Source organism: Anoxybacillus tepidamans PS2, assembly GCF_000620165.1.
GTDB lineage: Bacteria > Bacillota > Bacilli > Bacillales > Anoxybacillaceae > Anoxybacteroides > Anoxybacteroides tepidamans_A.
In genome coordinates this window covers 216,478-239,286 of the sequence record NZ_JHVN01000001.1, presented here as the reverse complement: position 1 = coordinate 239,286, position 22,809 = coordinate 216,478, and the positions used below count along the sequence as shown (strand labels likewise).

At 42.6% G+C, this 22,809-nt stretch carries 26 protein-coding genes; 20 read left to right on the top strand and 6 right to left on the bottom strand.

Annotation, left to right across the window (positions count from 1 at the left end; genetic code table 11):
* Positions 1-3: 3 nt before the first annotated feature.
* The 5 genes from N667_RS0101385 to N667_RS0101360 all read left to right on the top strand — a co-directional run bounded on the left by N667_RS0101385 (position 4) and on the right by N667_RS0101360 (position 5,285).
* Positions 4-1,272, top strand: a complete 1,269-nt coding sequence (locus N667_RS0101385; RefSeq protein ID WP_027407899.1) for a peptidase U32 family protein — start codon at positions 4-6, stop codon at positions 1,270-1,272.
* A 1-nt stretch (position 1,273) separates the two neighbouring features.
* Complete coding sequence (udk, locus tag N667_RS0101380) at positions 1,274-1,909, top strand: uridine kinase (protein WP_027407898.1); 636 nt, start codon at positions 1,274-1,276, stop codon at positions 1,907-1,909.
* 145 nt (positions 1,910-2,054) lie between these two features.
* Positions 2,055-2,531, top strand: coding sequence for a transcription elongation factor GreA (gene greA, locus N667_RS0101375; RefSeq protein WP_027407897.1), 477 nt, complete (start codon positions 2,055-2,057; stop codon positions 2,529-2,531).
* Between the two features lie 47 nt (positions 2,532-2,578).
* Positions 2,579-4,369, top strand: coding sequence for a peptidoglycan D,D-transpeptidase FtsI family protein (locus N667_RS0101370; protein ID WP_027407896.1), 1,791 nt, complete (start codon positions 2,579-2,581; stop codon positions 4,367-4,369).
* A gap of 301 nt (positions 4,370-4,670) precedes the next feature.
* A complete protein-coding gene (locus N667_RS0101360) occupies positions 4,671-5,285 on the top strand; it encodes a YrrS family protein (protein WP_035097756.1) in 615 nt (204 codons plus the stop codon).
* Positions 5,286-5,314: 29 nt separating this feature from the next.
* Here the strand turns inward: N667_RS0101360 and N667_RS0101355 are convergent, their stop codons facing one another.
* A complete protein-coding gene (locus tag N667_RS0101355; protein ID WP_027407894.1) occupies positions 5,315-5,521 on the bottom strand; it encodes a YrzA family protein in 207 nt (68 codons plus the stop codon).
* A 135-nt stretch (positions 5,522-5,656) separates the two neighbouring features.
* On the opposite strand from N667_RS0101355, the gene N667_RS0101350 reads away from it, so the two are divergent.
* From N667_RS0101350 to N667_RS0101310, 7 genes are all read left to right on the top strand, one after another.
* Positions 5,657-6,298: a class I SAM-dependent methyltransferase gene (locus tag N667_RS0101350; protein ID WP_027407893.1), complete on the top strand. Its 642-nt coding sequence runs from the start codon at positions 5,657-5,659 to the stop codon at positions 6,296-6,298.
* Between the two features lie 18 nt (positions 6,299-6,316).
* Entirely contained in the window at positions 6,317-7,018 is a 702-nt protein-coding gene (gene mtnN / locus N667_RS0101345; RefSeq protein WP_027407892.1) for a 5'-methylthioadenosine/S-adenosylhomocysteine nucleosidase, read from the top strand.
* A gap of 47 nt (positions 7,019-7,065) precedes the next feature.
* Positions 7,066-7,989 carry a PLP-dependent cysteine synthase family protein gene (locus tag N667_RS0101340; RefSeq protein ID WP_027407891.1) on the top strand — a complete coding sequence of 308 codons (924 nt, stop codon included), beginning with the start codon at positions 7,066-7,068 and terminating at the stop codon, positions 7,987-7,989.
* A gap of 2 nt (positions 7,990-7,991) precedes the next feature.
* Positions 7,992-9,125 carry a bifunctional cystathionine gamma-lyase/homocysteine desulfhydrase gene (locus N667_RS0101335; protein WP_027407890.1) on the top strand — a complete coding sequence of 378 codons (1,134 nt, stop codon included), beginning with the start codon at positions 7,992-7,994 and terminating at the stop codon, positions 9,123-9,125.
* 73 nt (positions 9,126-9,198) lie between these two features.
* Positions 9,199-9,444 (top strand): YrhC family protein, encoded by a 246-nt coding sequence (locus N667_RS0101330; protein ID WP_027407889.1) that lies wholly within the window; start codon positions 9,199-9,201, stop codon positions 9,442-9,444.
* 348 nt (positions 9,445-9,792) lie between these two features.
* Positions 9,793-9,933, top strand: a complete 141-nt coding sequence (locus tag N667_RS19250) for a YrzI family small protein (protein ID WP_084278798.1) — start codon at positions 9,793-9,795, stop codon at positions 9,931-9,933.
* 496 nt (positions 9,934-10,429) lie between these two features.
* Complete coding sequence (locus N667_RS0101310) at positions 10,430-10,876, top strand: hypothetical protein (protein WP_027407888.1); 447 nt, start codon at positions 10,430-10,432, stop codon at positions 10,874-10,876.
* A gap of 43 nt (positions 10,877-10,919) precedes the next feature.
* Here N667_RS0101310 and sigK read toward each other — a convergent pair whose 3' ends face one another.
* Complete coding sequence (gene sigK, locus N667_RS0101305) at positions 10,920-11,630, bottom strand: RNA polymerase sporulation sigma factor SigK (protein WP_027407887.1); 711 nt, start codon at positions 11,628-11,630, stop codon at positions 10,920-10,922.
* A 193-nt stretch (positions 11,631-11,823) separates the two neighbouring features.
* Between sigK and gltP the strand changes: the two genes are divergently transcribed.
* The 5 genes from gltP (at position 11,824) to ytvI (ending at position 17,317) form a co-directional block, all read left to right on the top strand.
* Positions 11,824-13,089, top strand: coding sequence for a glutamate/aspartate:proton symporter GltP (gene gltP, locus N667_RS0101300; protein WP_027407886.1), 1,266 nt, complete (start codon positions 11,824-11,826; stop codon positions 13,087-13,089).
* Positions 13,090-13,215: 126 nt separating this feature from the next.
* A complete protein-coding gene (locus tag N667_RS0101295; RefSeq protein WP_027407885.1) occupies positions 13,216-13,812 on the top strand; it encodes a DedA family protein in 597 nt (198 codons plus the stop codon).
* An 86-nt stretch (positions 13,813-13,898) separates the two neighbouring features.
* Positions 13,899-14,960: a pyruvate kinase gene (pyk, locus tag N667_RS0101290; protein WP_027407884.1), complete on the top strand. Its 1,062-nt coding sequence runs from the start codon at positions 13,899-13,901 to the stop codon at positions 14,958-14,960.
* A gap of 36 nt (positions 14,961-14,996) precedes the next feature.
* Entirely contained in the window at positions 14,997-15,776 is a 780-nt protein-coding gene (locus N667_RS0101285) for an undecaprenyl-diphosphate phosphatase (RefSeq protein WP_027407883.1), read from the top strand.
* 515 nt (positions 15,777-16,291) lie between these two features.
* The gene (gene ytvI, locus N667_RS0101280) at positions 16,292-17,317 is read left to right on the top strand and encodes a sporulation integral membrane protein YtvI (RefSeq protein WP_027407882.1); all 1,026 of its coding nucleotides are present in this window, start codon (positions 16,292-16,294) and stop codon (positions 17,315-17,317) included.
* A gap of 172 nt (positions 17,318-17,489) precedes the next feature.
* Here ytvI and motB read toward each other — a convergent pair whose 3' ends face one another.
* The 3 genes from motB to pssA form a co-directional block, all read right to left on the bottom strand.
* Entirely contained in the window at positions 17,490-18,245 is a 756-nt protein-coding gene (gene motB, locus N667_RS0101275; protein WP_027407881.1) for a flagellar motor protein MotB, read from the bottom strand.
* Complete coding sequence (gene motA, locus N667_RS0101270) at positions 18,238-19,029, bottom strand: flagellar motor stator protein MotA (RefSeq protein ID WP_027407880.1); 792 nt, start codon at positions 19,027-19,029, stop codon at positions 18,238-18,240. Before motA ends, motB begins: the two co-directional genes overlap by 8 nt.
* A 199-nt stretch (positions 19,030-19,228) precedes the next feature.
* On the bottom strand, positions 19,229-19,768 hold the full coding sequence (pssA, locus tag N667_RS0101265; RefSeq protein WP_027407879.1) for a CDP-diacylglycerol--serine O-phosphatidyltransferase: 540 nt from the start codon (positions 19,766-19,768) through the stop codon (positions 19,229-19,231).
* 123 nt (positions 19,769-19,891) lie between these two features.
* Here pssA and N667_RS0101260 point away from each other — a divergent pair, with 123 nt between their 5' ends.
* Positions 19,892-20,671, top strand: coding sequence for a phosphatidylserine decarboxylase (locus N667_RS0101260; protein WP_027407878.1), 780 nt, complete (start codon positions 19,892-19,894; stop codon positions 20,669-20,671).
* A gap of 21 nt (positions 20,672-20,692) precedes the next feature.
* Here the strand turns inward: N667_RS0101260 and N667_RS0101255 are convergent, their stop codons facing one another.
* Complete coding sequence (locus N667_RS0101255) at positions 20,693-20,833, bottom strand: sporulation histidine kinase inhibitor Sda (RefSeq protein ID WP_027407877.1); 141 nt, start codon at positions 20,831-20,833, stop codon at positions 20,693-20,695.
* 342 nt (positions 20,834-21,175) lie between these two features.
* Here N667_RS0101255 and N667_RS0101250 point away from each other — a divergent pair, with 342 nt between their 5' ends.
* Together N667_RS0101250 and yqeH are read left to right on the top strand one after the other, a co-directional pair.
* Positions 21,176-21,691 (top strand): YqeG family HAD IIIA-type phosphatase, encoded by a 516-nt coding sequence (locus N667_RS0101250; protein WP_027407876.1) that lies wholly within the window; start codon positions 21,176-21,178, stop codon positions 21,689-21,691.
* Between the two features lie 4 nt (positions 21,692-21,695).
* Positions 21,696-22,790, top strand: a complete 1,095-nt coding sequence (yqeH, locus tag N667_RS0101245) for a ribosome biogenesis GTPase YqeH (RefSeq protein ID WP_035097753.1) — start codon at positions 21,696-21,698, stop codon at positions 22,788-22,790.
* Positions 22,791-22,809 lie beyond the last annotated feature (19 nt).

Here is a 22,809-nt window from a genome sequence, read left to right as displayed (position 1 = left end):
AGCATGTTGTTAAAAAACGATAAAATTTCCAAGATCGTTGATGGAAAGCGCGTCATTGTCAAAAAGCCTGAGCTGCTTGCTCCTGCCGGCAATTTAGAGAAGCTGAAAGTGGCCGTTCATTATGGAGCGGATGCCGTATTTATCGGCGGGCAGGAATACGGACTCCGTTCAAATGCGGATAATTTTACGCTTGAAGAAATGGCAGAAGGGGTTCGTTTTGCTGAAAAGTATGGCGCCAAAATTTACGTTACTACAAACATTTACGCCCATAATGAAAATATGCCAGGGCTAGAGGAATATTTAAAAGGGCTGCAAGAAGCGGGTGTGCACGGCATTATTGTGGCTGACCCGCTCATTATTGAAACAGCGCGTCGCGTGGCGCCGAAGTTAGAAGTGCATTTAAGCACGCAGCAATCGCTATCGAACTGGAAAGCGGTGCAGTTTTGGAAAGAAGAAGGATTAGAACGCGTCGTGCTGGCGCGTGAAACAAGCGCCGAAGAGATTCGGGAAATTAAAGAAAAAGTGGATATTGAAATTGAAACATTTATTCATGGCGCGATGTGTATCGCTTATTCGGGACGCTGCGTGTTAAGCAACCATATGACGGCTCGTGATTCAAACCGCGGCGGCTGCTGTCAATCGTGCCGTTGGGATTATGATTTATATAAGCTCAACGGGGAGCAGGAAACCCCGCTCTTTGATGAAAGCGACGATCCGTTTGCGATGAGCCCGAAAGATTTGAACCTTATTCAATCGATTCCAAAAATGATCGAATTAGGCATCGATAGCTTGAAAATTGAAGGACGGATGAAATCCATCCATTATGTGGCTACCGTTGTCAGCGTCTATCGCAAAGTGATCGACGCCTACTGTGCCGATCCGGACAATTTTGTCATTCGAAAAGAGTGGCTCGATGAGCTAGATAAATGCGCAAACCGAGATACGGCTCCTGCCTTTTTCGAAGGGGTTCCTGGTTACAAAGAACAAATGTTTGGTGTTCACAGCAAAAAAACGACATACGATTTTGCAGGATTTGTGTTGGACTATGACCGTGAAACAAAAATGGTGACGCTGCAGCAGCGCAATTTCTTTAAGCCTGGCGATATTGTTGAATTTTTCGGTCCGGAAATCGAAAACTTTACGCAAGTAGTAGGTACGATTTGGGATGAAGACGGCAATGAAATCGATGCGGCGCGCCATCCGTTGCAAATTGTGAAATTTAAAGTAGAGAAAGAAGTCTTCCCGTACAACATGATGAGAAAGGAGCACTAAGATGGGGAAGAAACCGGTGGTCATCGGAGTCGCGGGCGGCTCCGGTTCGGGGAAAACGAGTGTTGCAAGAGCCATTTATGAGCATTTTCAAGGACATTCGATTTTAATGCTCGAGCAAGACTATTATTATAAAGACCAAAGTCATCTCCCGTTTGAAGAAAGGCTCAAAACGAACTATGATCATCCTCTTGCTTTTGATAATGACTTGTTGATTGAGCATCTTCAAAAATTGCTCAATTATGAACCGATTGAAAAGCCTGTATACGATTATACGCTGCACACAAGGGCGGACGAAGTCATTCGCGTCGCGCCGAAAGATGTCATTATTTTAGAAGGAATTCTTGTATTAGAAGATGAGAGATTGCGCAACTTAATGGATATTAAAGTATATGTCGACACAGACGCTGACATCCGCATTATTCGGAGATTGCTGCGGGATATTAATGAGCGTGGACGCACGTTAGAATCGGTTATCGAGCAATACGTTTCCGTTGTTCGTCCGATGCATAACCAATTTATTGAGCCAACAAAGCGTTATGCGGATATTATTATTCCAGAAGGCGGACACAACCATGTCGCCATCGATTTGATGGTTACAAAAATTCAAACAATTCTTGAACAAAAGTCTTTTTTGTAATAACATAGCATAGATAACATGTAAAAGCAGCAGGGCTCCTACCGTGTGGCCAAGGCAGCTGTTTACAGTCTATAAGCCCCATTTGTACGAACGAATTTTTCACCGTTCGTACCTTTTATATACATAAAAACGAGGAGGTAACGGTATGTCGAATGAAAAACAATACCCGATGACAAAAGCTGGGAAAGAGAAACTAGAACAAGAACTCGAATATTTAAAAACGGTAAAGCGAAAAGAAGTTGTGGAGCGCATTAAAATCGCGCGCGGATTCGGTGACCTTTCCGAAAACTCAGAGTACGATGCTGCGAAGGATGAGCAGGCTTTCGTGGAAGCGCGCATTCAAACGCTCGAAAATATGATCCGCAATGCGCAAATTATCGAAGAAGATACTGAAAATCCGGATGTTGTATCGCTCGGAAAATCCGTTACATTTATCGAATTGCCTGATGGTGAAGAAGAAACGTATACGATTGTTGGAAGTGCGGAAGCCGATCCGTTTGAAGGAAAAATTTCAAACGACTCGCCGATCGCCAAATCTCTGCTTGGCAAAAAAGTAGGAGATGAAGTGAGTGTACAAACTCCAGGAGGAGAAATGTTCGTTAAAATTGTAGCAGTGAAATAGGTTTTAAAACATTCCACCTCGTCAACAATGAAGACGAGGTGTTTTTTATGCGGAAAAAACGAATCGTGACAGTGCTTGTATTGATCCAACTCGGTCTTTTTTTATTGATTGGCCGTCTTGTGCAAATTCAGTTAGTAAGTACAGAATCGTTTTCCAAACAGCATATCAATTTAATTGAAGAAAGCGTCGCTCAAAGGACACAAGAGATGGTCATCAACGAGGGGCGCGGAACATTCGTGGATCGCAATGGCAAACCGCTCACTGTTCAATCGGTTCCTTCCCTCATTTTATTCCCATTTTTGAAAACGATGAATTGGCCCATTGAAAAATTGGCGAGTATTTTGAACGTTTCTTCAGATCTCATTCGTTCTTATATTCAAAAAGCAAAAAAACCAGTTGTTTTTTCGCTTGGAACCGATCCGTTTCCGCTAACAAAAGAACAAATGGAAAAAATTAATGAACTCCATATTCCTGGGGTGCTCGCCATTGATAAACAATACCCATTGGAGCATGTGTATGCAGCACAATTAATCGGATTTACCCGCCAAGACCCGCAGCTATTGCGGGAACGCTATCCAGATCGCCATGTTTCTCAATATACGAAAATAGGGATTCACGGACTGGAAAAAGCATTTGATGAGTTTTTGCTTCCCGAGGGAGAAACGAGGCTTTTATATCATGTTGATGCCGAAGGAGGACCGCTGTTTGGCATTGATGTAAAATATAGCGATCCGGGAAATCCATTTTATCCAATCTCTGTACAAACGACGATTGATCGGGATTTACAGCGAATGGCAGAGGACGTGCTTGAACAACACCAGCTGAAAAAAGGAGGAGTTGTGCTGCTGGATGTAAGGACAAATAGCGTATTAGCGATGGCGAGCCGTCCGGCGATGGATCCGCATGACCCATACAAAAATAAAGCAGCGGAAAATCAAATGCTGTTGCCGCAAATTCCTGGTTCTGTGTTTAAAACCGTCATCGCTGCCGCAGCCATCGAGAAAGGGATTGCCAAAGAAGGGCGGATGTTTAATTGCAGCCGAAAAATTGATGGCGCTCCCGATACGGAGCATTCATATGGAATGCTGTCTTTTGACGAAAGTTTTGCCGTCAGCTGTAACAATGCGTTTGCGACTTTAGGAAAAGAGCTTGTGAAGCAAGACCCGGGAATTATCGAACAATACGCTAAAAAATTAGGATTATATCCGCTCGCAGGCTGGCAAGGTGATGTTTACCATTTGGAGAATTTCCGCCAACTTCCAGAAGAAAAGAGCGGCACGATTTGGTATGACAAAAGCGATAAGTTCGTTCCGCTGGCGGTGGCGCAGACATCGATCGGCCAAAAAAATGTGCGTGTTTCTCCTCTTGCTGTCGCTAATATGATGGCGACGATTGCTAGAGGGGGGGACGCAGAGCAAGTACGGGCTGTTAGTAAAATGTTATATAAAAATGGGACCACGTTTTTTTCATTTTCGAAACAACCATTTTCAGAGGAGTCACCTATTTCCCATTCAACCGCTATGAAGCTGCAAGAGTTGCTGCGGAAAGTAGTCACCGACGAGCGCGGTACAGGCCGGCGGTTTCAAACGCTCCCTTATGCTGTGGCTGGAAAATCAGGAACCGCGCAAACAGGAAAAACGACGCCTCAGGGAGAAACTGTAATTAATAAATGGTTTGCTGGCTATTTTCCGGCCGAAGCACCGAAATATGCCCTTGTTGTCGTCGATTTAGACAGCCCGAACTCACAAGCTGTGACAAATGACGTATTTTACGATCTTGTCAAGAGAATATATGAGTTTGATGCCAAGCGAAATTCGTGGGACGTAAATCCGAAATGACAGAGAAGGCATTTATGATGGTGAACAAAAATGGTATAATCACAAGTGTTGATGATCCCTTATTTACTGAAAAATATGAGGGAATGAGGCTTAACGTACGCTTTTGAGTCTCATTCCCCGAACAAAAAACACTAGCATGCCAATTGATTCACGGTTCGAAGAAGGCAGGTGCATAGCCGCAAGCAGCGCTCCGTCGATTGCGGCAGAAAGGCTAGATGCCAAACGAACTTCGTTTTATTGGTGAAGTGGCACCATTGTGCTACCATTAAGGCGATTGCAAGAATGCGGGGAGGGATGGCGATTGGCAAAAGAGGTGCATTCGCGTTTTGAACAGCGCTCTAAGCGAAGAAAAATAAATCGCACGTTAAATATTGCGCTTGCTATCGTATTTGTGCTGATTATCGCTTTTGGCTGGCCGTTGCTTTTTAGCAATAAAAGCGAACATGAAGAAGCATCGGTACATAAAGAAAAAATAACGAAACATAAAGAAACGGATGAAGACAAAGTCGAAGTGGAAATGGGAGAAAAAGAAAAGCAGGCGACAGAAACAGAAGAAGAGGAGAAAACTGAAGAGCCGGCGCAACAAGTCATTGAAACGGCCGGAGATCCTTCGTCTGACGTGCTAAAAGAAATTGTGAATCCGTCATGGCAGCCGGTTGGAACAACGCAAACAGAGCCGCACGTGACGCAATTTGATGAACAATCCGTTGACTGGAAAGAAATGCTTGATGCGGTCAGTTATGCGACGGGCCTATCGCAAACGGATATGATTGTCTGGTTTATCGGCAATAACGGGCCGAACAAAGCGGTCGCTACCGTTTCTCCGAAAGACAAAAGCGTCAAATACCGTGTTTACATCGAATGGGTAGAAAACCAAGGCTGGAAACCGACGAAGGTGCAGCAGCTTAAAAAATAAACGGATTTCTCTTTTTGCGAGAAATCCGTTTATTTTTTCGCTTTGAAGTGGACAACGGCGCTGTAGAAGCGCTGGCCGTTTTCCGCAACATGCATTTGATGTGACACATGATGCACCTCAAGCAAAATCGCTTTATTATGTTCGATTTGTTCATTAATTTTTTTCTCCAATGTCGCTAAGTCCGTCGCCTCAAAAAATTCCACCTTGTCTTGAATCAAGTCGAATGAAATGTTCATGCCGCTCCTCCTTTCCATCTGTAGTTTAGCATATTTCCATTGAATAAACGAAAAAATTATGATAGATTGAGAACAGCAATATATTTAATTCATACTATACTTATAGGAATTATTAACATTATGGAGCGTGACATCATGGGAAGAGAATTTCTTGAATTATTTGAAACATGGGCACAATCGTATGATGAATCGGTTCATGGACATGATGAGGAGTATCGTGACGTATTTGCCGGATACGATACGATTTTAAATACAGTCGTTGAAAAGTCGGGCTCGGTCGTATTGGAGTTCGGAGTCGGAACCGGGAATTTGACGAAAAAACTCCTTGAGAGCGGCAAAAAGGTGTACGGCATTGAACCGTCGGCACCGATGCGAGAAAAAGCACATGAAAAACTAGGAGATGCGGTACTGATTCAAGATGGCGACTTCTTAAGCTTTCCGTGGCCGGACGAGGCAATTGATACGATCGTCAGCACGTATGCGTTCCACCATTTAACCGATGAGGAAAAAGAACAAGCGATTAGCAAGTATGGAAAGCGATTGAACAAAGGTGGTAAAATAGTGTTTGCGGATACAGCCTTTGTCGATCAAAAAGCCTTTGAGCAAATGATTAAGGAAGCGAAAGAGAAAGGGTTTCATAATTTAGCCGAGGATCTAGAGCGCGAATATTATACGACGCTGCCTGTACTTGAGAGTATGTTTGGAAAACACGGCTTCTCCGTTTCCTTTGCGCCGTTGAATCGTTTTGTTTGGTTGATGGAGGCTGTGAAACAATAAGCGAAAGAGGTCGAAGTGATGAAAGTAGCGATTATTGGAGCGATGGAAGAAGAAGTCGCGATTTTGCGCGAAAAAATGGAAAACCGCCAAGATACGGTCGTCGCCAATTGCGAATTTTACACAGGGACATTAAACGGTGTCGATGTCATTTTATTAAAATCGGGAATCGGCAAGGTCAATGCGGCGATGTCGACAACGATTTTGCTTGAGCGTTTTCAACCGGACTATGTCATTAATACAGGGTCTGCCGGTGGATTTTTATCAACATTAAATGTCGGCGACATCGTGATTTCGACGGAAGTGGTGCATCACGACGTCGATGTCACGGTATTTGGCTATGAATACGGACAAGTGCCGGGCATGCCGGCGCGTTATGCGGCCGATGCGAAGCTTGTGGCGGTAGCGGAAACAAGCGCCGAGCAAATTCGTGAGATTCAAGTTGTCAAAGGATTGATTGCCACAGGCGATTCGTTTATGAGCGATCCGGAGCGCGTCGCGTTTGTGCGCGAAAAGCTTGCGGATTTGTATGCGGTCGAGATGGAAGCGGCAGCGATTGCGCAAGTATGCTTCCAATTTGGCGTTCCGTTTGTTGTCATTCGTGCATTGTCCGACATTGCCGGGAAGGAGTCGAATGTATCGTTTGAACAGTTTTTGCATAAAGCAGCGCTTCATTCATCCGAACTTGTTCAAGCGATGGTGGACGAATTGAAACGTTCATAAGGAGAGGGGGCTCTCTCCTTTTTTCATATTGTGAAAGAGGTGACAACATGAAAATAGCAAGAAGCGTCCATGAGCTGATTGGCAACACTCCGATCGTTGAAATTACGCAATTTCCGCTTCCAGAAGGGGTCCATTTGTTTGCGAAGCTCGAATATTTTAACCCGGGCGGAAGCGTCAAAGACCGCCTTGGCCAAGAGTTGTTAAACGATGCGCTTGAAAGCGGCAAACTAAAAGAAGGCGGCACCATTATTGAACCGACGGCAGGCAATACTGGCATTGGGCTTGCATTAGCGGCGGTTGGCAAAAATGTCAACGTGATTTTTTGCGTACCGGAAAAATTTAGCGTCGAGAAGCAGCAGTTAATGAAAGCGCTTGGAGCGACGGTCGTTAACACACCGACAAGCGAAGGGATGCAAGGGGCGATCCGCAAGGCGCAAGAGTTGCTTCAGGAAATTCCGAATTCATATTGTCCGCAGCAATTCGCCAATCCTGCCAACCCAAGAACGTATTATAAAACGCTTGGGCCAGAGCTTTGGGAGCAGCTCGACGGAAATATTGACGTGTTTGTCGCTGGAGCGGGAACGGGCGGCACATTTATGGGCACGGCACAATTTTTAAAGGAGAAAAAGGCAAGTATAAAAACGGTCATCGTTGAGCCAGAGGGATCGATTTTAAACGGCGGTGAGCCGGGGCCGCACAAAACAGAAGGAATCGGCATGGAATTTTTGCCGGATTATATGGACACAAGCTATTTTGACGCGATTCATACGGTGTTAGATGACGATGCGTTTCGCCGGGTAAAAGAGCTCGCGGAACGAGAAGGCTTGCTTGTCGGCAGTTCGTCCGGCGCGGCTTTCCACGCAGCCATGCTCGAAGCAGAGCAAGCGAAGCCAGGCACGAATATCGTTGTGATCTTTCCAGACAGCAGTGAACGATACTTAAGCAAAAAGATTTACGAAGGTGGGATATAATTATGAGACGAAAAACGAAACTCATTCATGGCGGCATCGCAGGCGACCCGCATACAGGAGCCGTATCCGTGCCGATTTATCAAGTGAGCACGTATAAACAAGAAGGGGTCGGAGGCCATAAAGGGTACGAGTATTCGCGTACAGGCAATCCGACGCGCCATGCATTAGAGCAGCTGATTAAAGATATTGAAGAAGGACATGCGGGATTTGCCTTCAGTTCCGGCATGGCGGCGATTACCGCGGTCATGATGTTGTTCAATAGCGGCGACCACGTCATTTTAACGGACGATGTGTATGGCGGCACGTATCGCGTGATGACGAAAGTATTAAATCGCCTCGGTATTGAATCAACATTTGTTGATACAAGCGATATTTCGAATATTGAAAAGCACATCAAACCAAATACGAAGGCGATTCATATCGAAACGCCGACAAATCCATTGTTGAAAATTACGGATTTAAAAGCGGTGTCAGCGCTTGCGAAGCAGCGCGGATTGCTCACGATTGTCGACAACACGTTCAGCACGCCGTATTGGCAAACGCCGATTGTCCTTGGCGCGGATATTGTCGTTCATAGCGCAACGAAATATTTAGGCGGTCATAGCGATGTCGTAGCAGGTCTTGTTGTGGTAAATTCCGAGCAGCTCGCGTCCGATTTGCATTTTATTCAAAACTCGACAGGCGGCATTCTTGGGCCGCAAGATTCATGGCTTCTCATGCGCGGCATTAAAACGCTCGGCATCCGCATGGAAGAGCATGAAGAAAATACGCGTAAAATCGTCGAGTTTTTAACGACTCATCCAGCCGTGAAAAAAGTGTATTATCCAGGTCTTGAAACGCATCCAAATCACGAAATCGCGAAAAAACAAATGCGCGGCTTCGGCGGCATGGTATCATTTGATGTAGGAAGCGCGGAAAAAGCCGATCAATTATTAAACCGCGTTCGCTACTTTACGCTCGCCGAAAGTTTAGGAGCAGTGGAAAGCTTAATTTCTCTTCCGGCGAAAATGACGCACGCTTCGATTCCGAAAGAGCGTCGCGAAGAACTTGGCATCACGGATGGGCTCGTGCGCATTTCTGTCGGCCTTGAGGACGTGGAAGATTTAATCGAAGACTTGGCGCAGGCGTTGGCATAAATTACATCCCCTCCTATCTTCGTTCCTATGGTACATTGAAAAAAGGAAAAGCGAAGAAGAGGAGGAAATAGAATTGAACGAACGGGAGCGGAAACAACTGCGCGCCAAAGCGAGCGATTACAAAGCTTACAGTCTTGTTCTGTTTGCTGTGAGCGTTCTTTTTTATCTCGGGACCATTATCCCGCATGCGTTGGAGGCCGCCAAAAAACCGTTCGTCCTCATCGCTATCGTTGTATTTTTGGCTGCCTCTATTTATTTTTCGCGCTGTTCTGCGGCGTGTCTGCGGAAGTTAGACGATGAGGATGAAGTGTCTTTGTAGCGATCGTGCGATTTTATTAACAGTTCATTGAACCTATTGCCCATATGCGGGAATAGGTTTTTTTCTTATTTTTACCATGAGCCGTTTACAAGTTATTCTCTGTTGGATATAATTACCTGTGTAAATTATTTTGAAGGAGGTCGAACACGATGGCGACGATGACAACCCACGCAAGCAACTGTATAAAACTTATTCAAACGATTCGACCTTCCAATGACACTACTATCGTTATTGTATGAAAAAGCACGCAACGCCGCAGGAGGGATCGTTTCTTGCGGCTTTTTTGCGCCCAAAAGCCGCAGGAAGATCATTTGCCTGCGGCTTTGTTATGTGAAAGGAGGGAAACCGATGACGCTACATTTATTGTTTATTACAGTTACTATTCAACGAAGAAAATGGACGGTAGCTGAGATCGAAAGAGAAAGGATGATCAAACAGGTTGAAGAGGAGATCATGGATCGGAAGTGTTCGATATATCAGCGATTTTAAGAAGGAGGATGGTAAGAAATGATGACGAAATCTCGAATGATGATGTGGCTGGCAGAAACGGGGGATTCCACCTAACTAAAGGGGGAATGCCGATGATGCTTCGCGTTTTCTTTTTTAAAATCCGGCTTCATAAATTGTTCAAAACTTTGCGGCGAATCTTGCCTCTTTCTCGTGTAAAATAATAGAAAAAGAACTATTAAGGGAGGAATAAGGGATGTTCTTAATGGTGATGGGGATTGTCATTACAGCGGCGATTGCATTAATTATTAGTGCGGAAATCAGCGTCGAAGCGCAATGAACATCGCTGTATTACGGCTACTTCATTTCTAAGAGGGGAATAGATAGAAAAACAAACGCCCGGGAGTTGTTTCCGGGCGTTTGGTATTGATGCGGAATGATTCAAATGCATTTTGCGCTTGGCGTCTGATTTTTTAGTACCTAGAGATTATAATATTGTTTATGAACGAGTTTCAGTGCACAGGCGGAGGGGCGATGGATGACATATGAGGAAAAATTAGTAAGCGTATATTTTGATACAGAAAATAGCCACTTATATTTTGTAGCCAATGGAATCCATGAAAAAACAGGTGGAGTGATCCAAATCCATCTTGTGAACGAACTCGCTTATCCATATTCGATTGAGGATATAGAGGAATTCGCTCTTAAGACTATGGACCAATTCGATAGCATTCCGTGGGACGGCGATACACGTATACCGTTAGAGAAATATTTAAAGATTCGGGGACGCACAAAAGTGTTAAAGAATAAGAAGCTAGTGATGGTGTTTTGGACAAAAGAGAAGGGGGATGAAGTTTGTCCTACTAAAAATGAGGGGCGTAAAGGATATGATGGAATAGGTCCTGATATGGTCCTTCCAAACGACTTTCAGCCTGGTCAATTGGGGGAAGCGATCGAGAAGGCCATTGAGCTATCTCAGCTTTGATCAACACAAAATGGAGGCTGCGCGCAGCAGCCTCCATTTTTCGTTACCGTCTTTTCTCTTTTTCATTGCGATAAAACTCGTGAAACATTTTCATCAATGCCCGCTTTTCGATGCGGGAGACGTAGCTTCTTGAGATGCCGAGTTCTTTAGCGATTTCGCGCTGCGTTTTTTCCTTCTGCAAATCCAAGCCAAAACGGCTGATGATTACTTCTTTTTCCCGTTCGTCAAGCACGTCGATGTACTTTTTCACCTGTTCAATTTCCATGTTTAAATGAATTTCATCGGCCACATCTTCACCTTCCGATTTGAGCACATCGATAAGGCTGATTTCGTTTCCGTCGCGGTCTTGCCCGATCGGTTCATGAAGTGACACGTCTTTTTTTGTTTTTTTTAGTGAACGAAGATGCATTAAAATTTCGTTTTCAATACACCGCGCTGCGTATGTGGCCAGCTTCGTCCCTTTTCCTTGCGAATAGCTTTCGATTGCTTTAATTAAACCGATTGTGCCGATGGAAATTAAATCTTCGGCATCTTCACCCGTATTTTCAAACTTCTTTACAATGTGAGCCACAAGTCGTAAGTTATGCTCGATGAGCAGATTGCGCGCTTCCTCGTCACCCTCTGCCATCCGTTGTAAATATTTTTCTTCCTCTTGGGCGCTTAATGGTTGGGGAAATGCGTTGTTTTTAATATATGAAACTAAAAACATTAGTTCTTTCATAATGAATGCTAATGCAGACAGTATACCTGACATGTTCTCACCCCACCCTTATTGTTTTAGGCGTTAGCCTATACTTATATGTATGAATGGGGAAGACTGTCCGTGTTTGGACATATAAAAAAAATGAAAGGTAATAATTTACATTATTATACGAATATTCTTGACATAACAAAAAGAACATATTAGAATAACTTTTGTTGCTTTATGTCTAAAGGGGGGTAGATACATGAGAAAAATCGGATTAGCTTGGCAAATTTTTATCGGATTGATCCTCGGTATTGCTGTCGGGGCTATTTTCTACGGAAATCCAACAGTGGCTACCTATTTGCAGCCAATAGGAGATATCTTCCTTCGACTCATTAAAATGATTGTCATCCCAATTGTGATTGCGAGCCTTGTAGTAGGTGTCGCGAATGTTGGGGATTTAAAAAAGCTTGGAAAATTGGGTGGAAAAACAATTATTTATTTCGAAATTATTACAACAATAGCAATCGTTGTTGGATTGCTAGCAGCGAACTTGTTCCATCCAGGCACAGGCGTCAATATGAAAACGCTTGAAAAAACGGACATCCAAACATATGTTGATACGACAAACGAAGTGCAAAGCCATTCGATGATTGACACAGTTGTCAACATCGTTCCGAAAAATATTTTTGAGTCGCTTTCAACAGGAAATATGCTGCCGATTATTTTCTTCTCTGTAATGTTTGGATTGGGCGTTGCGGCGATCGGTGAAAAAGGGAAAGTGGTGCTTCAGTTTTTCCAAGGTGTATCTGAAGCGATGTTTTATGTAACTAACCAAATTATGAAGTTTGCGCCGTTTGGGGTCTTTGCTTTAATCGGTGTAACCGTTTCAAAATTTGGTGTCCAATCGCTCGTTCCATTGAGCAAGCTAGTCATTGTTGTATACGGCACGATGTTATTCTTCATTGTCGTTGTGCTCGGCATTGTTGCTAAGCTCGTCGGAGTTCAGCTATGGCATATCATTAAAATTTTAAAAGATGAGTTGATTCTCGCTTACAGTACGGCCAGCTCAGAAACGGTTCTTCCGAAGATCATGGAGAAAATGGAGAAATTCGGTTGTCCGAAAGCGATTACATCATTTGTTATTCCGACAGGTTATTCATTCAACCTAGACGGTTCTACGCTTTATCAAGCATTAGCAGCCATTTTTATTGCGCAGCTTTACGGCATTGATATGTCGATTTCGCAACAAATCTCTCTTTTATTAGTATTAATGGTTACCTCAAAAGGAATTGCCGGCGTACCGGGCGTATCGTTCGTCGTCTTGTTAGCGACGTTAGGAAGCGTAGGGATTCCTGTGGAAGGTTTAGCATTTATCGCTGGAATCGACCGTATTTTAGACATGGCTCGCACCGCTGTAAACGTAGTTGGAAACTCACTAGCTGCTGTTGTCATGTCTAAATGGGAAGGGCAGTATAACGAGGAAAAAGCAACGAAATATGTCGAGGAAGTTGTTAAAAGCGCATAATAAACATGAATGGCTATCTCTTCAAAGGGGATAGCCGTTTTTATTTTTTTCTTTTCAATCGTATAGTATAATTTTGTTTTGAATATGGTGTAATAAGAGCTTGTTTTATACATAGGAGGAAGAATGATGCACGATTTAATTCAGTCGATTTTTGCCTTTTTAGCTGACTTAGGATACATAGGAATTGCGCTCGCGTTAATGATTGAAGTCATTCCGAGCGAGATTGTGCTGGCATATGCCGGGTATCTCGTGTCACGCGGGGAAGTATCATTTGTCGGTGCGGTGATTGCTGGAACGATTGGCGGCACAATCGCGCAGCTTTTTCTTTATTGGATGGGGCTTTACGGCGGCCGTCCATTTTTAGATAAATACGGCAAGTATTTATTAATTAATAAAAAGCATTTAGATTTAGCAGAGGAATGGTTTAAAAAATATGGGCCGGGTGTTATTTTTACTGCGCGTTTTATTCCAGTAGTCCGCCATGCGATTTCGATTCCGGCGGGGATTGCGAAAATGTCGTGGTCTAAATTCACGATCTATACGGTGTGTGCCGTCATCCCATGGTCGATTTTCTTTGTGTTTCTCGGCGAACGTTTAGGAAACCATTGGCAACAGATTGATGAAATTGCCCAGCCGTATTTGCGCCCTGTAATCGCTATAGCTGTTGCGGCGACAATTGTCTATATCGCGTTTCAAGTTTATCGTCGCAGAAAAAATAGATAAAACAACCATGCAAGAAAAAGAGGTTTAGAGGGGCCGAAATCGCCAAAACTAAGAAAAAAAGTTTTTGCGAAAGAGGTAGATGAACGATGGCGATTGACCAAATTTGCACCATTGGCCCAGCGACGAATCATGAGAAAATGATTTATGAACTGATTGTTCATGGCATGACGATTGTGCGCCTTAATTTATCGCACGGAGACCATGCGCAGCACCAACAAGTGATTCGCACCGTTCGCTCGCTAAGTGAGCGATTGGGAAAGCCAATTAAAATTTTAGGTGATTTGCAAGGGCCGAAAATTCGGCTTGGGGACATAAAAGAGGGAAAGGCGGAGCTAAAAAAGGGACAGCCTTTCACATTGCAAATGACTCCGTGCGCTGGAAACGAGAGAGAAGCAAGCGTGGATTACCCGAATATGGCCAAAGACGTAAAAGTAGGTGCGAAAATATTGCTGAATGATGGGGAAGTTGAGCTTATTGTAAAAAACGTTACAGACTCATCGATCGAAACAGAGGTCGTAACAGGGGGCGTTATTGGAAGCCGAAAAAGCGTCAATGTTCCTGGTACCAAGTTGTCTCTTCCTGCTTTGACGGAAAAGGATCAACGCGATTTACGCTTTTTGCTTGATGAAAAGGTGGAGATGATCGCTTGTTCGTTTGTCAGGGCAGCGGATCATTTACGTGAAATTCGCAAACAGATTCGCTCCTTTAACGCGAACGAGCCGATGTTGATCGCAAAAATTGAAACGCTAGAGGCGCTCAAAAATTTTGCGGATATTCTCGGCCAATCTGATGGAGTAATGGTCGCGCGGGGCGATTTAGGAGTAGAATTGCCGTTTGCTTGGGTGCCTCTATTGCAAAAGGCGATGATTTACGAGTGCAATCGCTCCGGCAAATACGTCATTACGGCGACACAAATGCTGCAGTCGATGATTGAGCATGAGAAACCGACACGGGCGGAAGTGACAGATATTTTCCAAGCAGTGTTAGATGGAACGAATGCCGTCATGTTATCGGCTGAAAGCGCGGCGGGAAAGCATCCCATTGATAGCATCAAAACGTTGAAAATGGTTAGTTCTTTCGCCGAAACGATGAAGAGGCAGGCTCCGTTTCATTTAGACGATATGATTCGACTTTTGGAAACAATGTAAAGATCCATTCAATGGGGGAGAAGAAGGAGGAGGAACATGACAAAAATAGAAGCGTTTATTTTAGGGCTGATTCAAGGATTGACTGAATTTTTGCCGATTAGCAGTACCGGCCATTTGTATTTAGGAAGGCATTTATTCGGGCTAGATGAAGCAGGATTATTTCTTGATACAATGCTGCACATCGGAACATTGCTTGCCGTATTTGTTTTTTATAAAGAGGAATTATTTTATATGGTTCGAAAACCATTAAGCAAACTCACATTTTTACTCGTGGTCGGCACGATACCAGCTGTCGTTGTCGGACTATTATTTAAAGATTACTTCGAAAACATTTCAAAAACAGGGATCACAATCGGTTGGGAATTTTTGATTACCGGCCTTTTCCTTTGGGGAGCGGACGGAATTAAAAATGGTTATAAGCGAATGGAGGATATTACATATACTGATGCATTTGTAATCGGCACGTTTCAAGCTGCTGCGATTTTTCCGGCCATTTCCCGTTCTGGTTTAACCATTGTCGGCGGTCTCATTCGCAAGTTAGATCGCGAAACCGCTGCTTATTTTTCCTTCCTACTATCGATACCAGCGATCGCCGGCGGGATTGTCCTGCAGTCGTTTGATTTATTCGAGGGGAAAGCAGAAAACATTTCTGCAAGTGCTTTAGCGATCGGAGCGATTTCATCCGCTTTATTCGGCTATATCGCCGTTCGTTGGATGATCCGTTATTTACAAAAACATTCGTTGAAAGCATTCGCTGTATATGTATGGATCCTTGGGCTGCTCGTATTGACGCTGCAAATGACAGGGATATTTTGAAAGGGTTGACAGTAGCACTCGTTTTTGGCGGTTATATGATTGTTTATCGATAAAAAGATTTGCCTTCGGACTTGCGAAAAGCTAAAACCTTCTCGTAAGTCCGTTCTTTATGTTACAATGATATTGAACAAATATATCATGGTGTAGCTGTGCAAATGAGCTTCGCCAGCTGTCTCCCGTTCTCCTGCAATATTTAAGGTTGTTTATCTGTAGCGTGAAAACAGCCTTAACAGCTAGGATAAAGCGGTGAGCCTATAATGAAATTGCAATTTAACGATAGAAATTATGGGGCATCTGCTAATTCGTACTTCGTTGAAAATGACAGTATAGAAGTTTTATTGTCTAGTGATTAGAGGTTCAATTGTTATATTTATTTTATATCTATAAGTTCCAATATAGATTTCGGTATTTTTGGTTCGATTGTCCACCTTTGTGAAGATTAATCGCAATATGGTGGAGTGAACAAAGCTTTATATAGCACTGAAATTAAAAAGAAATGGGATGAATGAGACGAGATGAAAAAGTGGATTGTTCTTGGTTTGCTTGTGGCAGCTGTTTTTTATCTAGTTCCTTACAGTTTGCCTCTTATTTTTGCGTTTGTTACCGCATTTTTGCTGGAGCCAGCGGTTAAAAAATTGCAAAAAGGCGGCCGTTTGAAACGTATTCACGCAGTGACGGCGGTTTTTTCGCTGTTTGTGTTAGCGATTGGTTTTTTTGCCTATTTCATTGTGGCCATTCTTGTTCAACAAACAATGATGTTTTCCGAAAAGCTCCCGTTTCTTCTGTCGGAAGTGACGACAGTTGTGAACCAATTAATTCAAAAATGGCAATCTTATTCTAGCTCAATTCCAAAGCAGGTCATTGTTTCGCTCGAGAATAGTGTGGAAACGGTAAAGAATTTGCTTCTCTCCTTTGCTACTAACGTCACTCAATCAATGATTCGCTACGTGACGATGATTCCAGAGTTTATTATCCATTTTCTTGTCTATTTGGTGGCGTTGTTTCTGATTAGCTTAGATTGGCCGAATTTGAAAGATCGAATCGAAAACCATCTATCGGAGCGAACGAAGCAGCGTTTAACGATTGTCACTACACAGCTAAGCCGGGCGGGAGTCGGCTTTATTAAGGCGCAGTTTTTATTGAGCGCTATTACTTTTCTTCTTGCTTTGGGCGGATTATTAATATTGAAAGTCGATTATCCGATTCTTTTTTCACTATTAATTGTAATTGTGGATATTTTGCCGATTTTAGGAACGGGCTCTGTGCTTGTGCCTTGGGGAATTTTTAATATTGCCAACGGTCATGAAGGAACAGGAATTGGCCTTATTGTTTTATTCGCTGTTATTACGGTAGTCCGTCGAATCATCGAACCGAAGATTTTCTCTTCTAATCTAGGCATTAGTCCATTGGCGGCTTTAGTAAGCGTGTACTTAGGCTTCCGATTGCTAGGTTTTATTGGTCTGTTCATTGGCCCTGCGCTTGTCATCATTATCGAGGCAATGGTAAAAGCGGGTGTGATTAAATTTTCATTTAAGATTTAGTAATACAGCGTGAAATAAACACTTATATCTTGTTGTATGCGGTTTATGAGAATGCAACGCCCTCTTATTTTCATAAGAAATGGCGTTGTTCATAGACAGGCAAGGGGTATGTTACTCATTCAAAACGATATAAGCTTTGACAAAGTAAAAAGGCTGACTATGGTCAGCCTTTTTACTTTGTTGTTGCTGTATTTGGCGTGATCAGGATTTCAACGCGACGGTTTTTCAGCCGTCCCTCTGGAGTGGCGTTAGACGCTACTGGTTTAAATTCTCCATATCCTTTAGCGCTAAACCAGCGCGGATCAAGCTGCTTGTTTTCTAACAACACCTTCATAAAGTTAACCGCCCGCATCACACTTAATTCCCAGTTTGATGCAAACTTTGAGTTATGAATTGGAACGTTATCAGTGTGACCGCTAATAATAATGCTGCGCGGCGGGTTCATTACAAGCAAGCGAGAAATCTCCTTGGCAATTTGCTTATCTTGCGGTCTTACATCAGCGCTTCCCGAATCAAATAAAATATCATTTAAAATCGTTATTAATAAGCCTTCCTCTGTGAGCGTTGTTTTTAACTCGCCTTGCAAATGTTGTTTTTCGATATATTGATTAATTTTTGCTTGAATTTCTCGCAATTCTTTTTGTTCAATCGCTGCTTCCTGCTGCTTTTTAGTTAATCGTTCTTTGTTAGGAATCGATGTTTTTGGGTTGTTCTGCTCAACAGGGCTTGGAAAATCAAGCACTCCTGCTCCTCCTGATAAAGCGCTACTAAAAGATCGGGCGATCTCCTGAAACTTTTTTTGATCGATTTGGCTGCTCGCAAACAGGACGATAAATAAAGCGAGAAGTAGTGTCAAAAGATCGGCGTATGGAATAAGCCATGTCTCATCAATATGATCTTCGTGGTGCTGCTTCTTTTTTTTACCCATTTGTTGCCTCTCCCTGTTCCATTAATTTTTTTCGTTCATTCTCTGGGAGATACGATGATAATTTTTGCTCAATGGCGCGAGGGGCTTGTCCTTCTAAAATTGATAAAACCCCTTCGATCATCAATTGTCTTACTTTGACTTCTTCCTTCGATTTTCGCTTTAATTTATTAGCAAATGGATGCCATAAAACGTATCCGGTGAAAATCCCCATTAATGTCGCCACGAACGCTGCACTAATTGCATGCCCTAATTCTGATACGTTATCCATATTTCCTAAAGCAGCAATTAATCCGACAACGGCTCCAAGCACTCCTAGAGTTGGAGCGTATGTTCCAGCTTGTGTAAAAATAGCGGCATTCGCTTGATGGCGTTCCTCCATTGCCGAAATTTCTTCAGACATCACATCGCGAATAAAGTCTTGCGTTTGTCCGTCAATCGCTAAGCTCAATCCGTTACGTAAAAACGGGTCCTCGATCTCCGCAACTTTTGCCTCTAACGCCAATAATCCTTCGCGGCGAGCAATGTTTGCCCATTCCACAAAGAGAGGAATAAGTTCTTCTACTGTCGGAATTTTCTGTTCTTTAAAAATAACAGCAAACAACTTAGGAAGCCGCTTAATGTCGCGCGTTGGGAAAGCGATCGTAACCGAAGCAGCTGTCCCCACTATAATAATTAAAAATGCGGCAGGGTTGATTAATACGCTAGGGCTTACTCCTTTAAAATACATTCCGACCCCTACAGCAATAATTCCAAGAATAATACCGATGATTGATGTTCTGTCCAAAGTAAATCCCCCCATTACTCGTTCAACATGCAAAGACGATTGCTTCGTTTTTTGTGAAAACATGATTTCACGCTTAAATTTATCATATAATTAATACAATAGGTTGAAAAGGGAATTTGGTACGAAACTTTAAATTTATACACAATAAATAGAAAAGCTGCCCATTGATGTAGGACAGCTTTTTTGACTTCCATTATTTTCATACTTTCTTCAACTTGAATGTTCCGACCATTAAGAAGGATAAAATCATAATTAGAAAAATGAAAAATTGTGGCGGAAAGTAATGAATTGTCAAATAGCTCAATGTAAGGAGCACACCCGCCGCTGTAATTGGCAAGCCGGAAAAATAACCGTTGTTTTCGGTAATGTTAAAACGTGCTAAGCGAAACGCACCACAGCCGATATATAAAATCGTGAAAAATGCACCCGGTACGCCAAAATCATGCAATAAACTTTGATAAATCAATAGTGCAGGTGCCACTCCAAATGATATAATATCACTCATTGAGTCCAATTGTTTTCCGAGTTCAGATTCGATATTAAGCTTCCGCGCAACCGTTCCATCGAACCGATCAGCGAGTGCTGCTAAAAAAATCAAAAGCAAGCTGGCATTTAACTGCCCTTTCATCGTAAATATGACAGACAAACCGCCTAAAGAGAGGTTAGTTAACGTCAATATATTAGCGGTGTTGGCTTTTAGCTTTTTTATTGTATGGTCTAGATAATCGGATAAAAACATTTCTCCTCACTCCTTTTTAACTATGGAACGAAACGGCAAATATATACTTTCATTATACTCATTTTATTTATAATATGGGAAGTAGTAAAACGATGATTCTGTTCAAAATTGGAGGGAATATGCTTGTTAAAATGGTTATACCGAATCATGATTGAATTAACCAATCATGCCATTTCGTCAAAATTTATTGCTTTTTTTACAAAATCGCGATTGAGCGCTTGGCTCATTCCATCTTATGCAAAAGTGTATCAAATTAACCAAGAAGAGATGGAAAAAAATTTGCATCATTATAAGACGTTGCAGCAATTGTTTATCCGCAAATTGAAAGCTGATGCGCGGCCGATTGATGAATCTCCTGACAGCATCATCAGCCCCGTCGATGCGGTGATTGAGGATGTCGGGATCATCAGCGACCAAAAGGAAATCATTGTGAAGGGAAAACGGTATTCGATTTCCGAAATGCTCGGAAGCGCATCAATTGCTGAAAAGTACTTAAACGGATTATTTATTATTTTGTATTTAAGTCCAAGCCATTATCATCGAATCCATAGCCCAATATCTGGAGTGATCACTCGTCAATGGTCGCTTGGAAAAAGATCGTATCCCGTTAATCGTCTCGGATTGAAATACGGTAAACAGCCGCTATCGAAAAACTACCGCATGATTACAGAGGTGGTTTCAAATGGGAAGCACGTCGCCATTGTCAAAGTAGGAGCGATGTTTGTGAACAGCATTGAACTTACCCATCCGAACGAACACCTTATAAAGGGGGAGGAAATGGCATATTTTTCATTCGGTTCAACCGTTGTATTATTGTTTGAGAAGGATAGTGTAGAACTCGATGAAAAAATGACGGTGCCGATGGCGATCAAAGTGGGCGAGCGAATCGGTTATTGGAAATAAAAAAAGAGCGCAATGGCTCCGTTATAACGATAATTTAATTTTATGCCCTAGTGAACGCCGGAGAATTTCTCTTTCAATCAATTCAATAAATTCGGGACTTAGCTTTAGCTCTCTGGCTTTAAAGTACGATTCAATGAGCAAATCGTCCGATAAATGTTTCATGGCGAGAAACCTCCTTTAACGATGGAATAAAAGTTACAACCAATACATATAATGGTAAGTTATCTTTTCTTTACTTTATCATGATTATGAGTGGAGAACAATCGTTCTGTTATCCACAAGAGATGGTGGATAATGTGTGGAAAAGGTGTTTATAATCATCTGGGAATGAGATGAAATGCTTGTGAACGATGTGAGTAATGTTATCCACAGAAAAATAAAAGCAGAATTTTGTCGAAAAGTTTTTTGATTATGTATATATTTGTAAAAGTTTGTTTTGAAACTGTATCAAAAATTATGTATGATGGGGAAGGCTTGAAGAGAAACGAAAGGTAGGGGAAACAAGTGCTTCGTTATTTTTTGCCGAATGAATACGCAAAAAGCGTTTTGGAAATTACGCCTGACCAATTAAAAAATAAAGGGATTAAAGGAATTATTACCGACTTGGACAACACGCTTGTAGAGTGGGATCGGCCATCAGCGCCACCGAGGCTTGTACAATGGTTTGAAAAAATGAAACAGAGCGGCATTCAAATTGTCATCGTATCGAATAATAACGAACAACGAGTGAAATCGTTTGCTGAGCCTCTGGAAATCCCGTTCATTTATGCTGCGAAAAAGCCGATGACGCGAGCATTTTTGCAGGCGTTAAAAGAAATGAACTTAAAAAAAGAAGAGGTTGTTGTGATTGGTGATCAGCTGCTGACGGATGTATTGGGAGGCAATCGCGGGGGCTTTCATACGATTTTAGTCGTCCCTGTCGCGCAAACAGATGGGTTTTGGACGAGGTTCAACCGAAAAATTGAACGGAAACTTTTGCATATGATGAAACGAAAAGGAATGGTGTATTGGGAGGAATGATGTAATGATTCGTTGCATTGGCTGTGGAGCGCATATTCAGACAGAAGATGAGAATAAAATCGGCTACGCTCCTCCTAGCGCTTTAGAAAAGGAAGAGATTATTTGCCAACGCTGCTTTCGCTTAAAACATTACAATGATATTCAAGACGTATCATTAAACGATGACGACTTTTTAAGAATTTTACACGGAATCGGTCAATCGGATGCGCTTGTTGTGAAGATTGTCGATATTTTTGACTTCAACGGCAGCTGGTTACCAGGGTTGCATCGTTTTGTTGGCGGCAATCCGATTTTGCTTGTCGGCAATAAAGTTGATTTGCTGCCAAAATCGGTGAAATATCCAAAACTAATTCAATGGATGAAAAAGTCAGCAAAAGAATTAGGGCTCAAGCCGCTCGACGTTGCTTTAATCAGCGCTGCTAAGGGAATCGGTATGAAGCAAGTCATCGAATTGATTGAAACGTACCGTTCGGGAAAAGATGTTTATGTTGTCGGCTGCACGAATGTCGGAAAATCGACGTTTATCAATCGGATTATTCAAGAAGTAACAGGAGAAGGAAGCGTTATTACGACATCATATTTTCCGGGCACAACGCTTGATCTTATTGAAATTCCGCTTGACGACGGTGCTGCTATTTACGATACTCCAGGAATTATTAATCATCATCAAATGGCGCATTTTATTGATAAAAAGGATTTAAAACTTATTACGCCAAAGCGGGAGATCCGTCCAAAAGTCTACCAATTAAATGAACAACAGACGCTATTTTTCGGCGGTTTAGCACGATTTGATTATATAAAAGGGGGACGTCGTTCATTCGTTTGTTATTTTGCCAATGACTTGTCCATTCATCGGACAAAACTAGATAGAGCGGATGAACTTTATGAAAAACAACGAGGCGAATTGTTGCAGCCGCCGCGCAAAAGCTATGCAGAGCAGTTTCCGGAGCTAGTGGCTCACTCATTTACGATCAAAGAACCGAAAACGGATATTGTATTCTCAGGACTTGGATGGGTGACGTGCAATGAACCGGGAGCGCAAATCGTTGCACATGTGCCAAAAGGAGTCAATGTGGTGATTAGAAAATCGCTTATTTAACGACAAAGGGGGAGAGGAA